The 15,187-nt window shown below is 62.0% G+C and carries 18 protein-coding genes; 9 read left to right on the forward strand and 9 right to left on the reverse strand.

Going from position 1 to position 15,187, the window contains the following annotated elements:
• Positions 1 to 52 precede the first annotated feature (52 nt).
• Entirely contained in the window at positions 53 to 847 is a 795-nt protein-coding gene (locus AAFG13_RS06480; RefSeq protein WP_212314969.1) for a YdcF family protein, read from the reverse strand.
• 66 nt (positions 848 to 913) lie between these two features.
• Between AAFG13_RS06480 and AAFG13_RS06485 the strand changes: the two genes are divergently transcribed.
• The 4 genes from AAFG13_RS06485 (at position 914) to AAFG13_RS06500 (ending at position 4,659) form a co-directional block, all read left to right on the forward strand.
• On the forward strand, positions 914 to 1,855 hold the full coding sequence (locus tag AAFG13_RS06485; protein WP_342711487.1) for an acetamidase/formamidase family protein: 942 nt from the start codon (positions 914 to 916) through the stop codon (positions 1,853 to 1,855).
• Between the two features lie 87 nt (positions 1,856 to 1,942).
• Positions 1,943 to 3,769, forward strand: coding sequence for an AMP-binding protein (locus AAFG13_RS06490; RefSeq protein WP_342711488.1), 1,827 nt, complete (start codon positions 1,943 to 1,945; stop codon positions 3,767 to 3,769).
• 173 nt (positions 3,770 to 3,942) lie between these two features.
• Positions 3,943 to 4,143: a hypothetical protein gene (locus tag AAFG13_RS06495; RefSeq protein ID WP_016844973.1), complete on the forward strand. Its 201-nt coding sequence runs from the start codon at positions 3,943 to 3,945 to the stop codon at positions 4,141 to 4,143.
• A 48-nt stretch (positions 4,144 to 4,191) separates the two neighbouring features.
• Complete coding sequence (locus AAFG13_RS06500; RefSeq protein ID WP_342713561.1) at positions 4,192 to 4,659, forward strand: GcrA family cell cycle regulator; 468 nt, start codon at positions 4,192 to 4,194, stop codon at positions 4,657 to 4,659.
• 83 nt (positions 4,660 to 4,742) lie between these two features.
• On the opposite strand, the gene AAFG13_RS06505 is transcribed toward AAFG13_RS06500, so the two are convergent.
• The gene (locus AAFG13_RS06505) at positions 4,743 to 5,705 is read right to left on the reverse strand and encodes an SDR family NAD(P)-dependent oxidoreductase (protein ID WP_212314974.1); all 963 of its coding nucleotides are present in this window, start codon (positions 5,703 to 5,705) and stop codon (positions 4,743 to 4,745) included.
• A 239-nt stretch (positions 5,706 to 5,944) separates the two neighbouring features.
• On the opposite strand from AAFG13_RS06505, the gene AAFG13_RS06510 reads away from it, so the two are divergent.
• Complete coding sequence (locus tag AAFG13_RS06510) at positions 5,945 to 6,076, forward strand: hypothetical protein (RefSeq protein ID WP_283815120.1); 132 nt, start codon at positions 5,945 to 5,947, stop codon at positions 6,074 to 6,076.
• A gap of 143 nt (positions 6,077 to 6,219) precedes the next feature.
• Here the strand turns inward: AAFG13_RS06510 and AAFG13_RS06515 are convergent, their stop codons facing one another.
• Both AAFG13_RS06515 and AAFG13_RS06520 read right to left on the reverse strand, forming a co-directional pair.
• Positions 6,220 to 6,399, reverse strand: coding sequence for a hypothetical protein (locus tag AAFG13_RS06515; RefSeq protein ID WP_249132447.1), 180 nt, complete (start codon positions 6,397 to 6,399; stop codon positions 6,220 to 6,222).
• Positions 6,400 to 6,830: 431 nt separating this feature from the next.
• Positions 6,831 to 8,369, reverse strand: a complete 1,539-nt coding sequence (locus AAFG13_RS06520) for a porin (RefSeq protein WP_212314977.1) — start codon at positions 8,367 to 8,369, stop codon at positions 6,831 to 6,833.
• Between the two features lie 452 nt (positions 8,370 to 8,821).
• Between AAFG13_RS06520 and AAFG13_RS06525 the strand changes: the two genes are divergently transcribed.
• The 3 genes from AAFG13_RS06525 (at position 8,822) to AAFG13_RS06535 (ending at position 11,713) form a co-directional block, all read left to right on the forward strand.
• Complete coding sequence (locus tag AAFG13_RS06525) at positions 8,822 to 9,334, forward strand: MarR family transcriptional regulator (RefSeq protein ID WP_342711491.1); 513 nt, start codon at positions 8,822 to 8,824, stop codon at positions 9,332 to 9,334.
• Positions 9,335 to 9,902: 568 nt separating this feature from the next.
• Positions 9,903 to 11,513, forward strand: a complete 1,611-nt coding sequence (locus tag AAFG13_RS06530; protein ID WP_342711492.1) for an anti-phage dCTP deaminase — start codon at positions 9,903 to 9,905, stop codon at positions 11,511 to 11,513.
• 5 nt (positions 11,514 to 11,518) lie between these two features.
• Positions 11,519 to 11,713, forward strand: a complete 195-nt coding sequence (locus AAFG13_RS06535) for a hypothetical protein (protein ID WP_342711493.1) — start codon at positions 11,519 to 11,521, stop codon at positions 11,711 to 11,713.
• A gap of 1 nt (position 11,714) precedes the next feature.
• Here the strand turns inward: AAFG13_RS06535 and AAFG13_RS06540 are convergent, their stop codons facing one another.
• The 4 genes from AAFG13_RS06540 to AAFG13_RS06555 all read right to left on the reverse strand — a co-directional run bounded on the left by AAFG13_RS06540 (position 11,715) and on the right by AAFG13_RS06555 (position 13,411).
• Positions 11,715 to 12,005, reverse strand: coding sequence for a hypothetical protein (locus AAFG13_RS06540; protein WP_342711494.1), 291 nt, complete (start codon positions 12,003 to 12,005; stop codon positions 11,715 to 11,717).
• Positions 12,006 to 12,200: 195 nt separating this feature from the next.
• Complete coding sequence (locus AAFG13_RS06545) at positions 12,201 to 12,683, reverse strand: hypothetical protein (RefSeq protein WP_342711495.1); 483 nt, start codon at positions 12,681 to 12,683, stop codon at positions 12,201 to 12,203.
• Positions 12,684 to 12,686: 3 nt separating this feature from the next.
• Positions 12,687 to 13,196, reverse strand: a complete 510-nt coding sequence (locus AAFG13_RS06550; RefSeq protein ID WP_342711496.1) for a glycoside hydrolase family protein — start codon at positions 13,194 to 13,196, stop codon at positions 12,687 to 12,689.
• Complete coding sequence (locus AAFG13_RS06555) at positions 13,196 to 13,411, reverse strand: hypothetical protein (protein ID WP_342711497.1); 216 nt, start codon at positions 13,409 to 13,411, stop codon at positions 13,196 to 13,198. Before AAFG13_RS06555 ends, AAFG13_RS06550 begins: the two co-directional genes overlap by 1 nt.
• Here AAFG13_RS06555 and AAFG13_RS06560 point away from each other — a divergent pair.
• Entirely contained in the window at positions 13,392 to 14,198 is an 807-nt protein-coding gene (locus AAFG13_RS06560) for a GDSL-type esterase/lipase family protein (RefSeq protein WP_342711498.1), read from the forward strand. The genes AAFG13_RS06555 and AAFG13_RS06560 overlap by 20 nt on opposite strands.
• Here AAFG13_RS06560 and AAFG13_RS06565 read toward each other — a convergent pair.
• Positions 14,195 to 15,184 carry a tail fiber protein gene (locus AAFG13_RS06565; RefSeq protein WP_342711499.1) on the reverse strand — a complete coding sequence of 330 codons (990 nt, stop codon included), beginning with the start codon at positions 15,182 to 15,184 and terminating at the stop codon, positions 14,195 to 14,197. The genes AAFG13_RS06560 and AAFG13_RS06565 overlap by 4 nt on opposite strands.
• Between the last annotated feature and the right edge of the window lie 3 nt (positions 15,185 to 15,187).

Below are 15,187 nucleotides of genomic sequence, written 5' to 3' on the forward strand. Positions count from 1 at the left end.
GATTTGATGTTAGCCGGATTGGCCGAAGGAAGCGACAAGCTCGTGGTGCGGCTCAACGTGCGGCCGGTCCCGGCAGCAGATCGTCGGTCTTGCCCGCGAGATGATAGGCAACCAGCCCGATCCACTCCCGTGTGCCGAGATCGGTGCGCGACAGGCCGTCGATCGCAAGCGTTGCAAAGCTCATGACATTGCCGACGCGCCAGTCGACCGGATAGGCCTCGACATTGAAGCCCGCCTTGCGGAACAGCCCGACCGACCGCGGCATGTGATAGGCTGACGTCACGAGCAGCCAGCGCTCACCCGGCTTGGGATCAACCAGCGCCTTGGAGAACTCAGCGTTCTCCACCGTGTTGCGCGAGCGGCGCTCGATGGTCAATCGCGACTTGGCAATGCCGAGGCTCTCGAACATCTCGGCGGCGTAGTCGGCTTCGCGCGCGTCGTTCGAGATCAGGTTCGCGCTGCCGCCGGTGAACACGAGGCGCGCGTTCGGATATCTGCGCGCGAGCGCCGCCGCCGCGATGACGCGATCCGCCGCAGTGCGCACCACCGGCGTGCCATGCGCGACCGACAGATCGGCATCGATCGAGCCGCCGAGCACGATGATGCCGTCGGGCGCGCCGCGCGAAGCGTCCCATGGCGGGAAGCGCTGCTCCAGGACGGAGATCAGGACATTGCCGAGCGGCGAGAAGCCGCAGATCGCGAGCAGCAGCGCTGACGCCACCATCAACCTGCGGCCGAGCCGGGCAAACCGTGTCAGCAGCAGAACGGCGCCGATCACGCCGATACCGATCAGGAAATTGATCGGCAGCAGTATGATGCCGAGCGTCTTGGAGAGCACAAAAAACAAGCGAAGCCTCTGCGAAGTTCTGCTACAGCGTCATACGCTGCCCGAAGTGCAATCAAAAGCCGTCACATGACCCATCATCATCTGAAATCCAGTCCCGAAACCTGCCATTGGGGCTTCTTCGAAGCAAAGCTGAAACCGGTCCTGACCATCGCGAGCGGAGACGAGGTCACGATCGAGACCATCAGCGGCGGCCCCGACGTGGTGCCGGACCGCGGCAAGTTTTATGTGCCGCCGGAGCTCGACGACATTCATGCGAAGTGCGAGCGGATGGTGCCCGGGCATATCCTGACCGGCCCGATCGCCGTGAGCGGTGCCGAACCCGGCGACGTGCTGGAGGTCGATATTCTCGACGTCCAGCTCCGCCAGGACTGGGGCTACAATCTGATCAAGCCGCTGTCCGGCACCCTGCCCGACGACTTCCATGAGACCCGCATCCTCAACATCCCGCTCGATCGCGCGCGCATGGTCGGCCGCATGCCATGGGGGCTCGACCTGCCGCTGAAACCGTTCTTCGGCGTGATGGGCGTGTCGCCACCGCCGGCCTGGGGCCGCATCTCCTCGCTGATCCCGCGCGCGATGGGCGGCAATCTCGACAACAAGGAGCTCGGGGCCGGCGCCAAGCTGTATCTGCCGGTGTTCGTGCCGGGCGCGCTGTTCTCCTGCGGCGACGGCCATGGCGTGCAGGGCGACGGCGAGGTCTGCGTCACCGCGATCGAGACCGCGCTCACCGGCCGCTTCCGCCTGACCCTGCGCAAGGATCTCAAGCTCGCCTATCCGCGCGCCGAGACCGCCGACCATTACATGACCATGGCGATGGATCCCGATCTCGACCAGTGCGTGGTGCGGGCGCTGCGCGACATGATCGTGCTGCTCGGCGAGAAGCGCAATCTGTCGCGCGAGGACGCCTATACGCTGTGCAGCCTGGCCGCCGACCTGCGCGTCACGCAGACGGTCAACGGCTCCAAGGGCATTCACTGCATGATCGCCAAATCGGTCGTTCACGGCTGACGGCCGGTCGATAAGCCGCACTTGTGTTCCGCAAGCGCGGCTCGATACAATCCCCGTCCCAACGAACAAAAATGGACGGGGACGGATATGCTCAAGGACAGGCTTTCGCCGGCCGACGAGGCTACGCGCGACAAGGAGATGCAGGAGACGCTCGCCGCCTGCCCGCGCATCCTCGATCTCATTGCCCGTGGTCCCCAGGGCGCGCCTGAGGCGGAAGCCGCGATCTATCTGCGTTCGCCACTCGATCCCAGCCCGGTCGTGATCTCGAACGATCATCTGATGGGCTGCATCAAGGCCGCGGAGAACTACTTCCGCAGCCAGGGCATCGGCAAGGACGACGCGGTCGCCGTCCTGCTCCCGGCCTGCCCCGCGACCGTGGTCGCGATCTTCGGCGCAGCCGCCTGCGGTGTCGCCGAGCCGCTCAATTTGCTGTTCACACGCGAGGCGATTGTCGCGCAGCTCAACGCCATCAAGGCAAAACTGTTGCTGGCGCCGCCGCCAGGCATGCCGGGCGGGCTCTATGAAAGAGTCGAAGGCTTGCAGCGCGAGGTGCCGTCGCTGCAGCGCATCGTGATCGTGCCGCTCGACGGCAGCATCGCGTTCGACGGCGAGGTGCTGCGGCCCGATCCTGCGTGGCGCGACGACTACGGCAAGTCCAAGGATATGAGCGAGGCCGACCGTGTCGCGGTGATGCTGCCGACCGGCGGCACGACAGGTCATCCCAAGGTGGCGCGGCTCACCAACCGCGCGATGGTCGCCTCCACCGTGTCCTCACGCATGGCACTCGACTTCCATCGCGGCGAGCGCGCGATGATCACGATGCCGCTGTTCCATGTCGGCGGCCTGTTCTGCACGACGGCCAATTGCCTTTCCGCCGGCACGACGATTTTCATCCCCGGCCCGGCCGGCGCACGCGATCCATCCCTGATCACGCATTTCTGGAAGATCGTCGAGAAATACCGCGTCAACATCTCCGGCAACGTGCCGACCACACTCGGAGCGCTGGCCGACATCCCGGTCGCGGACAGCGACATCTCGACCCTCCGTGTCACCGCCACCGGCGCCTCGATCTGCCCGCCGGAGATCGAGCGGCGTTATCTCGCGACCTGGGGCGGTGCCTGCATCCAGCAGCTCTACGGCATGACCGAGCTCGCCGGCGCCATCACGCACGACGTGCACGGCGTGAAGCCGCGCGCCGAGAGCGTCGGCACCCGCAATCCGCTCGTCGAGCTCGCAATCCTCGACGGCGGCAATTTGCACACCGGGCCGTGGCCCTCGCCGGTCGGCGAGCTCCTGACCAGGGGTCCGCAGGTGTTCGCCGGTTACGTCGACAAGAAGCAGACCGAAGAGGCGTTCCGCGACGGCTGGCTGCGCACCGGCGACATCTGCCGGATCGACGCCGACGGCTTCGTCTACATCCTGGGCCGCGCCAAGGACGTCATCATCCGTGGCGGCCACAACATCGACCCGCGGGCGATCGAGGATGCCGCGCTGGCGTTTCCGGGCGTGGCGCTGGCCGCGGCCGTCGGGCGTCCCGACGCCTACGCCGGTGAAGTGCCGATGCTGTTCGTCTCGGCGCAGCCCGGCGCCCATATCGATCCGAACGCGCTCGCCGCCTTCGTGCAGGACAACATCCTGGAGCCGCCGGCGCGCCCGCGCGTGGTGTCGGTGATCCCGGAAATGCCGGTCACGCCGGTCGGCAAGATCTTCAAGCCGAAGCTGCGCCAGATCGCCGCCGGCGAGGCCGCGCGCGAGCTGCTGGCTCGAGAAGGCTTGTCCGGTGAGGTCAGTGTCGAGGCCATCACCGACCCGTCCCGCGGGCTGTACCTGAGCGTGAGCGCGCCTGCGGACAAGGCCGAAACCGCTGAGCGGCTTCTCAAGAAGTTCCCGGTCAAGGTCGAGTTAAGATCCTAACCCACTCATTCGTCTAGCTAATTTGACCGCAGCGCCGCGCCGAAACCAGCTTCCGGCGCGCGCGAGCGTGCGCGTCCAGTTTCGCAGCTCGTGGCTTGACGGACCGTCATATTCCTAAATAGACTCTAAATAGATACTTTTAAGTGCCTGCGTTCAGGGTTAAGCGTTTTCTCATGGCTACAGAAAAGGCCGAAACCGACCGCGTCCCGGTCACATTGGCGCTCTCGACCATAGGCTACCTCGAGAAGCTGGTGAGACAGGGCACCCACGGCACGAGCGTCCCGGGCGTCGCACGGACATTGATCGAGGAAGGCATTCGGCTCGCCATCAAGGACGGGTTGCTTGCAATCCGCGACAACGGACGCACGCCCTGACGGCGTGTGCGTCGGCGCGGCGGTTCAACAGAACGTGGAACCGTCAAAATGATTACCATCGAGCCGACCTGGACGCCGGAGCGCGTCGACCAACTCAAGATCTACTTTGAAGCCGGTCTCTCCTGCCGCGACATCGCCGTGAATATCGGCGTCAGCCGCAATGCCGTGATCGGCAAGCTGTCGCGCCTGAACCTCACGCGCACGACGCCGGACGAACGCCGCGCCCGGCGGAAGAAATCCAGCGCCCACGCCGCGCAACGGGCGACCGCGAAGCAGCAGCTCCGGTTGCTTCAGGCGGTCTACGAACAAGTGCCCGACGATGCGCCGATCGTCAGCGCCAACAACTGCTCGCTGTTCGAGCTGAGCGAGCAGCGTTGCCGCTGGCCGATCAGCACGCCGGGCGCAGATGATTTCTGCTTTTGCGGCAACACGCCGCTCGCCGGCATGCCCTATTGCTCGGGGCATTACCGCCTTGCGTATCAGGCAGGATCACGCCAGCGCGCGATGCGCGGGTAGTCTGACCGCAAGACGGAAGCGCTTATCCCGTCATCCCCGCGCAAAGGCTTGGCCTTTGCGCGGGGGTGACGGGTCTTCTGTAATCACCCGACCTTCCAGCCGGTCGCTTCCACGATGCCTTGGTAGAACTCCGGCGTGTAGGCCTGCTCCGGGGTCTTGCGCACGCGCTCGTCGAGCAGATGCGCATCGTCACCGACCAGGATGCGCCAGCGATCGGCCTTCACGCCGTCGAGGATGATCTTGGCGGCGGCGGCGGCCGTGGTCGGTGCCTCGTCGTGGAAGATGCGCGCACGGTCGAGCGCGAGCTCCTGGATGTCGGCATCCGACATCTTGGCGACGTCGATGCCCTGCCCTTGCAGACGCTGGCGGGCCTGCCTGAGCTCGTCGGGATTGAGCTGGTCGGCGCCATTCTGCACTTTGCGCGAGTTCGACACGATCGAGGTGCCGATGTGGCCAGGCATCACGACCGAGCATTTGACGTGCGGCGCGTTGAGCCGGAGATCGTTGATCATCGCCTCGGTGAATCCCTTCACCGCGAACTTCGCCGCGCTGTAGGCGGTGTGCGACACGCCCATGCCGACCGACGCCCAGAAGCCATTGACGCTCGAGGTGTTGACGATGTGCGCCTCGTCGGCCTTCACCAGCAGCGGCAGGAAGGTGCGAACGCCGAGATAGACGCCGCCCCAGCAGATGTTGAAGGTGCGCTCCCACTGCTCGCGCGTGTTGGTGAACAGGCTGCCGCCACCGCCGATGCCGGCGTTGTTGAACAGCAAATGGATCTTGTCGGTCGCCTGCTGCTCGATCAGCTCATCGCGAAAACGCTTGTAGTGATCCTCGATCGAGACGTCGGCAATGTGGGTGGTGATGCGCAGGCCCTGCGGCAGCTTCTCGACCTCGCAGAGCCGCTTGGTCTCGGCCATCGCCTCGGCCGAGACGTCGCACATCGCGACGTTGCATCCCTCGGCAACGAGCTGCCGCGCCAGCTCCCGCCCCATGCCCGTGCCGCCACCGGTGATGACGGCAATCTTTCCGGCAAAGTCCTTCATGTGAGATCCGTTCCTTCCTTGGTTCTTCTTGCCCTGCTTGTTCTTGGTTTCGGCAGGACGGCGGATCGCAGTCCCGGCCGCTTGGCTGCGGCACTCTACATCACCGAATTGTCGCGCAGCAACGGCGCCTGCCCTTCACGCGCAAGTGTGCCGTCAGCAGCAGATCAAGGCAGCCGGCGCTGTAACGAAATCATTCCGCGTAGCGAACAATCCAATATCGACAAGCGGAGACAACGATCATGCAGACCCTGAACAGATTGGTCGCAACGACGCTGATGGCGATCGCGGCCGGCATTGCCGCTGCGGCCGCTGTCGCCGAGGTCACACCGCCGAAGCCGCGCGACGGCGCCTGTGCCGACAACTCACACTGATCAGTGTCAGACAAGCGCAGAAGCGTGGCACAACACATCGTCATCGCATGCGCGCTCTCGGATGCCGGGATGATCTCGCTCGATCTCGAACGCTTGTCCGCGAACCGCGTGAACGCCGGGTCGGAGCGCGGGATCGCTCCGCGCTATTCGGCTGTCTCGATCTGCACGGGCGCGCGCCGCCGCAGAACGCCGGCGGCAGCGCTCAAGACAAGCTTGAGCAAGCCGCGCCACGAGAAGTCGATGACCACCTCATGGTGCCGCAACCCCTTGCCGCCCTTCACCAGCCCGAGATCCCGGATCAAGCAGTAATGGCCGCTGCTCATCCGAGCGAGGCGGCTGTTCTTGAAGCGTCCCATGAATGACGAGAATGCACTGCGGATCGATTCCGTCAAATCTTGACGACGTCGAATCGGCGAGACGGTGTCAGCCCGGCCTGCGAGCAGTTGTTGCGATGGCCGCGCGCGTCACGATCGTCCGCGCCTTGAATCAAAAACCTCCGGCAGGGCATTGCCGGAGGTTTGGGAGGCTTAGCATGGGCTAAGAGCCATCATTCTATGTGTTGGCCGCCACGTATATAGTTTAGTAGATCAGGTAAGTAAATAAATTTGCCGCGAATGAATCGCATGGCACGTCTTCGTTGTTCGCCTGGACCGAAATGACGCAGCCCACCTTCGTCTGCTGATCTCTCGCCAAAAGAAAAACCCCGGCAGTTGCCTGCCGGGGTTCTGTAGGATCGTGATCAGATCAACCGGTATTACCAGTTGCGCTGAGCGCGGAGGAGCATCTGGACGGTGTCTTGATCCTTCAGCTCGTAGATCGCCGCAGGCTTGCCGACCGAGGCAGCGGACGTCGTGATAACGCCCGAATACTTCTGATCGAGATGCGAGTAGGTCACGTCGGCCGAGAAGGTCAGGTTCTTGACCGGGGTCCACCGCGTGATCACACCGATCTGCGCGATGTTGTAGTCGGGGTTGCAGTTGGTTACGCCAGCGCCACCGGCGAACGCAGCACGGAAGGTACCACCCACGCCGCCAACGCCGCAGATGAGAGCCTTGGACGTGTCGTTGTACGAGATCGCAGCGTAAGCACCGTAGATGCTGGTGTTCCAATAGGGATCCCAGTTGTGGGTGTACGCACCGCGCATACCCCAGGTCTTGATGCTTTGCTGCTGGCCGCCGGGGCCGAACACCGTGTCAGGCGCAGTGCCGAAGCCGACGCTGCCATACGCACCCGGGAGGTTCGAACCGCTGTAGATCGCGATCGAGCCGGCCTGGCTGGCCAGATCCTGGATGTTGTAGCGGGTAGCACCGTCCGTGTAGACGCCCTGGATGTTGATGGTGTCGCCGGGTCCGGTCGGGATGTTCTTGATCGACAGGGCCAGTGCACCAGCCCAGCCCCACTTGTCGTCGGGATGACCGGTCAACTCGGTGCCGCCGTAGTAGGCCGCGTGGTTGTCATGCGCCGCGATCGACGCCTGGAAAACACCCCAAGCCTGGTCGACCTTCAGCGCGGCGATGAAGTCCGGCGCGATCGTGCCGGCGGTGTCGTTCGAGCCATAGGCACCACCAGCGCCGAGGTTGTTCACGCCAGCCTGCGAGTACTGCACCTGATCCTGCGCCGACAAAGCCAGCGAGACGCCGTTGCCGAACTGCGCAGTGTAGGTGAACTGGTTCACGCCGTTGGTGGTGTTCACGCCACCGACGAGGCCGTCGTAGTTGTTGCCCGGATAACCGTTCCAGGGAGCAGCGAACTGCGAGACCGCCTTACCCATGGTGAAGCCGGCGAACTGGATGAAGGCGTAGTAGACGCCGACCGTACCGGCGGCAACGTTGCCGGAACCAGCGTTGTTCGGCGCAGAGGCCGTGCCGATCGGCGAATAGATCGTCGAACCGGCGGCGGCGCCCGCACCGTAGCTGTCCGAGGTCCAGGTGAACACCGCATCGAAGTAGGTGCGGACCACGCCGTACTCGGTCGCGGTGCGCGTATCGATGTTCAGGTCTTCACGCGAACGCCAAGTGTAGCCGTTCGTGAAGCGGTTGTTGGCGCCGCTGGCACCGTTGTAGTTCGGGCCGTAGACGCTGTTGCCGTTGATGACCAAGTCAGCGCGCACGTAGCCGCCGAGCTTGATGCAGGTGTCGGTGCCGGGGATGTAGTAGAAGCCCGGACCATAAAGCGAGCAAACCTTCACGTATTCGACCGCTTTGGCCTTAACGGGAAGATCGGCCGCCTGTGCCCCGCCGACCGCGACCAGCGCAGCGGCCGAGCCCAGAATAAGGCTCTTCGCCAATTTCATATCAAACCTCCAAGTTGCTCATATGCGTAGAGTCCGGGTCGCGAGCGCCCCGTGATCCTCCCGCATTGTCCAAGACCGCTTTCCCCAAACCTCGCACCCTCAGATCTATCTGTGGTGTGCGACGGACTTGAACGATCACCGCAACGGGACGATCGAGATTCCCCTACCGCCGGGTTCAATATGCATGGGCGAGTTGCCCAATCAAAATAGTTTATAAAGTCAGGAATGCGAATGCGGCCACACTGTGTCTCGCCGGCAACGCTCGACTTAAGCCCCTTACCTGCATGGGCAAATTTGTCGCACCCCAAATAGCCGAACCGTCACATACGCATCATAATTGCTTTACGTTCACTTGCCTTCCTGAGCGACTTACTAGAAAAAAAGTCCGCCGACGCGGGAATCAAGAAATAAATCAGCACAAAGCTGAGTCGGCACCTAGGGAAGGGGAAGCTGTGTCAGTGACCAGGAAGGATCAGGCGCGCCTGCGCGCCATCGAGAATCTCGACATCATCAAACGCTTTACGCTCGAGATCTCGTCCATCAACTCGCATCTCGAACGGGTCCGCCAGCTCTGGGGCAAGGCGCTTGGCGCCAGCGGTCCGCAATGGATGATCCTGATCGCGATCTCGGACCTCGACAAGGATGACGGCGTGCCCATCAACGTGGTGTCGAAGCTGCTGCATGTCGATCCGTCGTTCGTGACCACGCAGTCCAAGCTGCTCGAGCAGAAGGAGCTGCTGCGCCGCGCGTCCTCGCCGGCCGATGCGCGCGTGGTCCGTCTGTCGCTGACCGACAAGACCCGAAAGCATCTGGCGGGCCTCGCCGACCAGCACAGGGCGTTCAAGAAGACCGTGTTCGAGGAATTCAGCGAGCCCGAACTGGCCGAGTTCACGGCCAAGCTTGCGATGCTCAACAACCGCATGGAAAAGGCATGCCTGATCGCCGCGATGGATTTCGAGACCTGACGATGGCCGCATCTGGGCGTAAACAACGCCCGAATGCTCTCAAACATCGCATGCTTTGAAAAATGGTCGGAGCGAGAGGATTTGAACCTCCGACCCCTAGTCTCCCAGACGCGGGAAGATACTTGAAATAGCTCAACTTTTTTGACAACTGCTACATTCTAAGGGCGCTGAAAACAAACGGTTTTCTATTCCGATTGGCAACCGGAATTTCTATGTTTCGCCGATGACTTAACAGCTCCTCCTGCGGCCTACCGTGATCGGCGGCGAGACCGCGCCCGACGACCACATAGTGATTTGGGACGGCATCCAAATAGGCCGCATCTACCGGCAACAGGGCATGCAAAGGGGAAGCGCGGCCGTGCGTGGAACGTGAACTTCCCGGGCGGCAGCGCGGCAACTGCGCCGACGTCGAGGAATGTCAGCGGATGGTGAAGCTGATTTGGGCCGCGATCCGCCCCATTCTCACCTAGGACGATATTCGCAAGGCTCGCGAGAGCAACGGCGCAGCGTTTTGAAAGCAGGCCAGAAGGTCCGCGGCGGGACAGGTCGAAAGTAGCATCCGAAGCGCTTGCAAAACCACAAGAATCCTTGCAGGTTAAAGCTTTGCCGCTGGTTGGATGAAATTTTAGGTTTAGGTTCAATGGTTAGAGTGAAAAGCGCTAGCGCGTCAAAAATTACAGCCGCCAGCAATACCGACAATATCGCGGAGATTAAAGACACCCATACGAGCGAGCTCGTCATCGCCCTCTGCGGCCCAATCGGATCACCCATCCAAGACGTTGCCAAGGCGTTTAAGGAGTGCCTCGAGAAGAGCTTTGGGTATGACTATGCCGAGATCCTGAAACTCAGCCGCCAAATTGAAAAACTTAGCGGATCGGCCCCGGCCGGAAACGAATATACGCGGATCAAATACCTGATCGATAAAGGCGACGAACTTCGGGAAAGATACGGCGCCGGCGTACTGGCAGAGCTTGCCGTCAGTGAAATTGCCCTTGATCGGCAGAAACACAAAAAAAAGGACGGCCTCGAAACGTTCGAGCCGCGGCGGGTTTGCCACATCATCGATTCGATCAAGAATCAGCAGGAACTCGACTTGCTCCGCTTGGTCTATCGAGACATGGTTTACGTGGTGGGCGTGTACGCTCCTCAATCGCGCAGGACTAAGGCGCTCGAGCAGAAGGGCATGAGCCTGCAGCAGATTTACACGCTCATCGACCGCGATTCGGGCGAAGAGTTCGCCCACGGTCAGACCGTCAGGGATACCTTCCCCAACGCCGATTTCTTCCTCCGAATCGATTCGAACTCCGGCAGCCAGGTGAAAGCGCGGGTCGAACGCTTTCTGAACCTCATCCTGGGCGTCAAGGTCATGACGCCCACCTACTCAGAAACGGCAATGTATGCTGCCGCCTCAGCTGCGGGTAACTCGGCCTGCCTTTCCCGTCAGGTCGGTGCCGCGATCACGGACACACAGGGTGACGTAATCGCGACCGGCTGGAACGATGTCCCCAAGTTCGGTGGAGGCCTCTACGCAGCCGACCCCAATGGCGACCCTAAGTCCGACCACGACCTACGCTGCTGGAACAAGGGCGGCAAATGCTACAATGACGACGAGAAGCACCTGATCGCCGAGATGCTCGTCAACGAGCTCGTAGGAGCTAAGACAATTGTGGAGGCAGACAAGGAAAAGGCGAAAAACGCAATCCTTGCAAATGGAAAGCTAAAAAACCTCATCGAATTTTCCCGCTCGGTTCATGCCGAAATGCACGCTATTATCAATGCTGGGAAAAACGGAGTGGCTCTAGGGGGAAGCAAGCTGTTCGTCACGACCTATCCGTGTCACAGCTGCGCTAGGCATATCGTCGCTGCCGGTATTTCGGAAGTTTATTTCATCGAACCTTATAGAAAGAGTTTGGCAACCAAGCTCCACGATGATGCAATTACCGAAGACGAGTCGGACATGAAGAAGGTTCGCGTGCTTCCATATGATGGAGTGGCGCCCGCCCGATATTTAAAGCTGTTCCGGGTACCCCCGGACAGCCGCAAGTCCAAAGGCGTACTTTTGGCGATCGATCCCCGCCATTCCCAGCCCCGTTTCGATAAGACGGTGGAAGCTCTGCCGACCCTTGAGGCAGTCGTTGTAAAGAGGCTAAGAGAGAAGAACTTAATTGAGGCGGGGTAACGCCAATGGCCAACAAATCGGACGGACAGCTCAGCTTGGACCTAAATCCTCCTATTTCCGTCTCAAGCGAGCCCAACGAACGCGGCAAGAGCTCCATACTCTCGCTTTCCGCCCACCGCGAACGCAGAGAGGACGCGGAACGCGCCCGGCACTTCTCCGAAATCATCAAGCTTGCCGATCACCTCCAGCGCAAGGCCTGAACTACCGGGAGCCGCCCGGCGCGGAGATCGTTGACGGCGCCGCTGCGCTCGCCTTGAAGCCCGTCCAGAACGCCCAGACGCCGCCGCTCACGGCCGCGCCGAGCACGCCGGCAATGATGACGTTCCGAACGTGGCGCATCCCGTAGTGGATGTTCCGGAGCGTCGCGAATTGGTTTTGAACGGAGATCGGGTCTTTCGTGTCGAGCCCGAGCGTGAGAAACGTTTCTGTAACGGCCTCTTTCGCGGCCATCTTCGCAATCTTCTCAAGATCGGTGTGCGTCGCGGGCGGCATCACCGAGCCCCGTAGCTGCGGCGCACGTCGTCATACCAGGCGGGCACCCCTGCAAGCCGGGCCTGCAGCTCGATTGCGTAAGAGGTCGTTAGCTCGAGCATCGCGCGCGCGTCCTTGTCCTTGCAGCCCGCGACCCCACGCCAGGGGAAACGGCATCGCGTATCGAGGTACGGCACCGGCGGGACTTTCGCGAGCTTATCGGGCGCCGCTGGAAGCTGGCGCTGCACTTCCCGCGGGGGCGGAAGATCCTCGCGCGGCGCGCTCGCGCACCCTGCCAAAAGGATCAAACTTGCAACGATCGTCAGCCTCAAGCTGCCCGATATATTCAACGTCGGCTGCATATTGTGCCTGTGCCCCTTCGGCGATTGCGTCGGCTCGCGCAGCCTCATCAGCGCGTGCTTTGCGTGAATTTTCCAAGTCGAAATCGCGCGCCGCGAGGGTTGCCCGCAGGCTTTTCGCCACTTCGCGCTCATCCGAGACGCGAAAGCCGATCATGAAGAACAGGAGCGCGGCGACCAGGACGGAGACGAGCCGGGCAACGTTGACGTAGGGCGCGAGCTGCGCCGAGTAGCGCAGCAGCGGGAAATGCCCGATGACGAAAGCCACGACGAAAACGAGGCCGTCGAGCCCGAGCGCGAAATACGACGTTGCAACGTCCCAGAAGAAATCGCCGAGCAAGGGTCAATCCTCCCGGAGACACCACGGACGTTCGCCCCACATGGCATCGGTCCGGCGGTTGTAGAGGCCTTGGAGGAAGGTGCCGTTGGCGTTTACGTACTTCACCATCGCGTCGCACGCCTGCTTGACGCGGCCTTCGCGCAGATCGCGGCCGATCGACGTCCCGCAGATTTTCCCCTTGCCGAGATTGACCGCGAACGACGCAATCGAAGCCTGACGGTGCGGCGGATAGGTGGACAGTTCCGGGAGACACTCAGTCGCAACGTCGCTCGCATAGCGCTGCCCGACCGTGGAAAGCGCCTCCTGACATTGGGCCTTCGTGTAGACGTCGCCGACCTTGAGCCACGGCCAATCGTAGTTCGTGATGCCACCGCACACCGTGATCACGCCAGGCGGATCAAACGGCAGGTGCTTCGCAACGAGGTTCATGCCCTCCCAATGGGAGATCAGCACGCCAGCCAGGGCGGCGGCCGCCGCAGACAATCCGACGACACGTTTTCGCGCAACAGCCATTACTGAGCCCCCGGGCGCTTGAGGTAAACCGCAACCCCGTTCGCGACAGACAGCAGGACGCCGCCGACGATGTAGGTTCCGGAAGGAAGGGCTTCGGAGAGGTGCGGCCAGATCAGCAGGAGGCCACCCACGGCGCTCCAGAACACGGCCTGTTCAATCGCGATGCGCCGACCATGCCGGCGGCGATATGCATTGATGTTGCTGACGAGCTTCACATGGCACCCGTTCCCGAAAGGAATTGCGTTCTCGAAAAGGGCTACCGCGGCGCGGTTAGTGGATGTTTCGGCGACCGGTACGGGGTTACTAAATGCTGCTGTGGCGTTGCCAAATATTGTCAATCATGGGTTGTGGTGCTACGCAGATCGGGAAATGAAGCGTGCCCTGCCCTGGTTGTTATCCGCCGTTCTGTTCGTCGCCTTCGGCGCGAGCTTTTCAGAACTCCAGCGCATGCGAACACGGTTTGGTGAAGTCACCCGGCACAGCTTCCATGACCATCAGGACGTCCGGAAAACAATGATCCGGTACGCTCTGAGCGGCTTGGATCGCCCTATCGTGTTCATGGGCGACAGCATCACGGAAATGGCGCGCTTGCCCGAGACAATCAACGGGCGCCCGGTCGTTAACGCCGGGATCGGCGGCGCAACGGTCGATGACTTCGATGCGGTTGCACTCTCACTGCTGGATGATCGCAAGCCGTCCGTGATCGTCGTTGAGCTTGGCACGAACAACGCAGCGGGGACGATCGGCGCTCGCTACCGCTCCCTGTTGCGCAAGCTGAAAGGCACCTCCGCAACCCTTCTCGCCATCGGCGTGACGCCGCAGGCCGAAGCCGCCGAAAAGAACGCCGAGATCGAAGCGGCGGCCAAGAGCGAAGGCATCCGCTTCCTCGCCATCGACATTCCGGCCGGGTCGACATTCCCGAACGACGTCCATTTGAACGCCGCCGGCTATGCCGCATGGACGCCGGTGATCGCCGCCGCAATCGCGGATCTAATCAGCTAGATAATCCGCATGATATAGTTGCAGACGATCGACGGTTGCACCGTCGCAAATGGCTGGCTACTGCCGCCCTGTGGCGAGCCCGAGAAACCTGCGGAAACGTTCAAGCCTGCGGTGAATGCCCCTTGGTTGTTTACCGAGCCCGGCGGCTGCGCAACCTGCACGCCACTGGCGCTGCCTTGACTGATCGCCGATGCTACGAGCGTCGTGATTGTGCCAGATGCAGAAACGCTGCCCGCCGGCGTATAGGGCGGAAGATTTGACGTGTTGAGTGTCTGCGTCTGCGAACCGCCAACGCCGCTAAGACCGACATAATTAAAAGCGGCACCGCTGATCCGTCCAGCGCCACCATCAGCCGCAACAGAAGCGCGCCCGCGCTTGTCGGGCAAGTTGAAGGTGGTCGATCCATCCCCAACACCGAATGTAGTCCCAACCATCGCGAAAAGCGCTGAATAGGTGGTTCTTGAGATCGCTTGCCCCACCGGGAAAGCGAATGAACTATTCGGGGTCGAGAAGCCCCAGTAGTCCATGCCGGCGGCGAGCGGCACATTGTACGGGTTGCCGTAGAGACCCCGCAAATAGAATGCATTGTCCGCGTTCCGATAGAAAGCAACGTAGGGCGTCCCTTGAATGAGAACGCCAGAAAGCAGCTCCGCACCGGGTGCGGTCCGCAATGGCTGCACCCCGAGCCCATCAACGTTGAGCGTCACCGGACCGGCCGTGTTGGTCGCATGGGGCGTAAACGCGATCATTGCGCCGTCCATGTGCGCCAGCGTGTCAAAGCCCTGGTTGCTCGAAATCACGTAGGCCGTTGCCGACCCTGTGGTGACGATCGCGCCCGAAATGTCGTCGCGATATTTCGCCGCGGCGGCCATCATGCCGCGCGTGCCGTCATTCAACGCCGAAGGCGCCATACCTTCCGGAAACGGGCAAGTGCTGTCAGCCGTCGCGTTCGCACCGGCGGTCTTACTCCACTTCCAAAACGTCATTCC

Origin of the sequence: Bradyrhizobium sp. B124, assembly GCF_038967635.1 — a bacterium.
Lineage (GTDB): Bacteria > Pseudomonadota > Alphaproteobacteria > Rhizobiales > Xanthobacteraceae > Bradyrhizobium.

Excerpts from the sequence above, each read along its gene's own strand:
- AAFG13_RS06485 (WP_342711487.1), top strand. The coding sequence starts at position 914 with ATGACCCATCATCATCTGAAATCCAGTCCCGAAACCTGCCATTGGGGC.
- AAFG13_RS06490 (WP_342711488.1), top strand. The coding sequence starts at position 1,943 with ATGCTCAAGGACAGGCTTTCGCCGGCCGACGAGGCTACGCGCGACAAG.
- AAFG13_RS06495 (WP_016844973.1), top strand. The coding sequence starts at position 3,943 with ATGGCTACAGAAAAGGCCGAAACCGACCGCGTCCCGGTCACATTGGCG.
- AAFG13_RS06500 (WP_342713561.1), top strand. The coding sequence starts at position 4,192 with ATGATTACCATCGAGCCGACCTGGACGCCGGAGCGCGTCGACCAACTC.
- AAFG13_RS06505 (WP_212314974.1), bottom strand. The coding sequence starts at position 5,705 with ATGAAGGACTTTGCCGGAAAGATTGCCGTCATCACCGGTGGCGGCACG.
- AAFG13_RS06510 (WP_283815120.1), top strand. The coding sequence starts at position 5,945 with ATGCAGACCCTGAACAGATTGGTCGCAACGACGCTGATGGCGATCGCG.
- AAFG13_RS06515 (WP_249132447.1), bottom strand. The coding sequence starts at position 6,399 with ATGAGCAGCGGCCATTACTGCTTGATCCGGGATCTCGGGCTGGTGAAG.
- AAFG13_RS06520 (WP_212314977.1), bottom strand. The coding sequence starts at position 8,369 with ATGAAATTGGCGAAGAGCCTTATTCTGGGCTCGGCCGCTGCGCTGGTC.
- AAFG13_RS06535 (WP_342711493.1), top strand. The coding sequence starts at position 11,519 with ATGGCCAACAAATCGGACGGACAGCTCAGCTTGGACCTAAATCCTCCT.
- AAFG13_RS06540 (WP_342711494.1), bottom strand. The coding sequence starts at position 12,005 with ATGCCGCCCGCGACGCACACCGATCTTGAGAAGATTGCGAAGATGGCC.
- AAFG13_RS06550 (WP_342711496.1), bottom strand. The coding sequence starts at position 13,196 with ATGGCTGTTGCGCGAAAACGTGTCGTCGGATTGTCTGCGGCGGCCGCC.
- AAFG13_RS06560 (WP_342711498.1), top strand. The coding sequence starts at position 13,392 with ATGTTGCTGACGAGCTTCACATGGCACCCGTTCCCGAAAGGAATTGCG.
- AAFG13_RS06565 (WP_342711499.1), bottom strand. The coding sequence starts at position 15,184 with ATGACGTTTTGGAAGTGGAGTAAGACCGCCGGTGCGAACGCGACGGCT.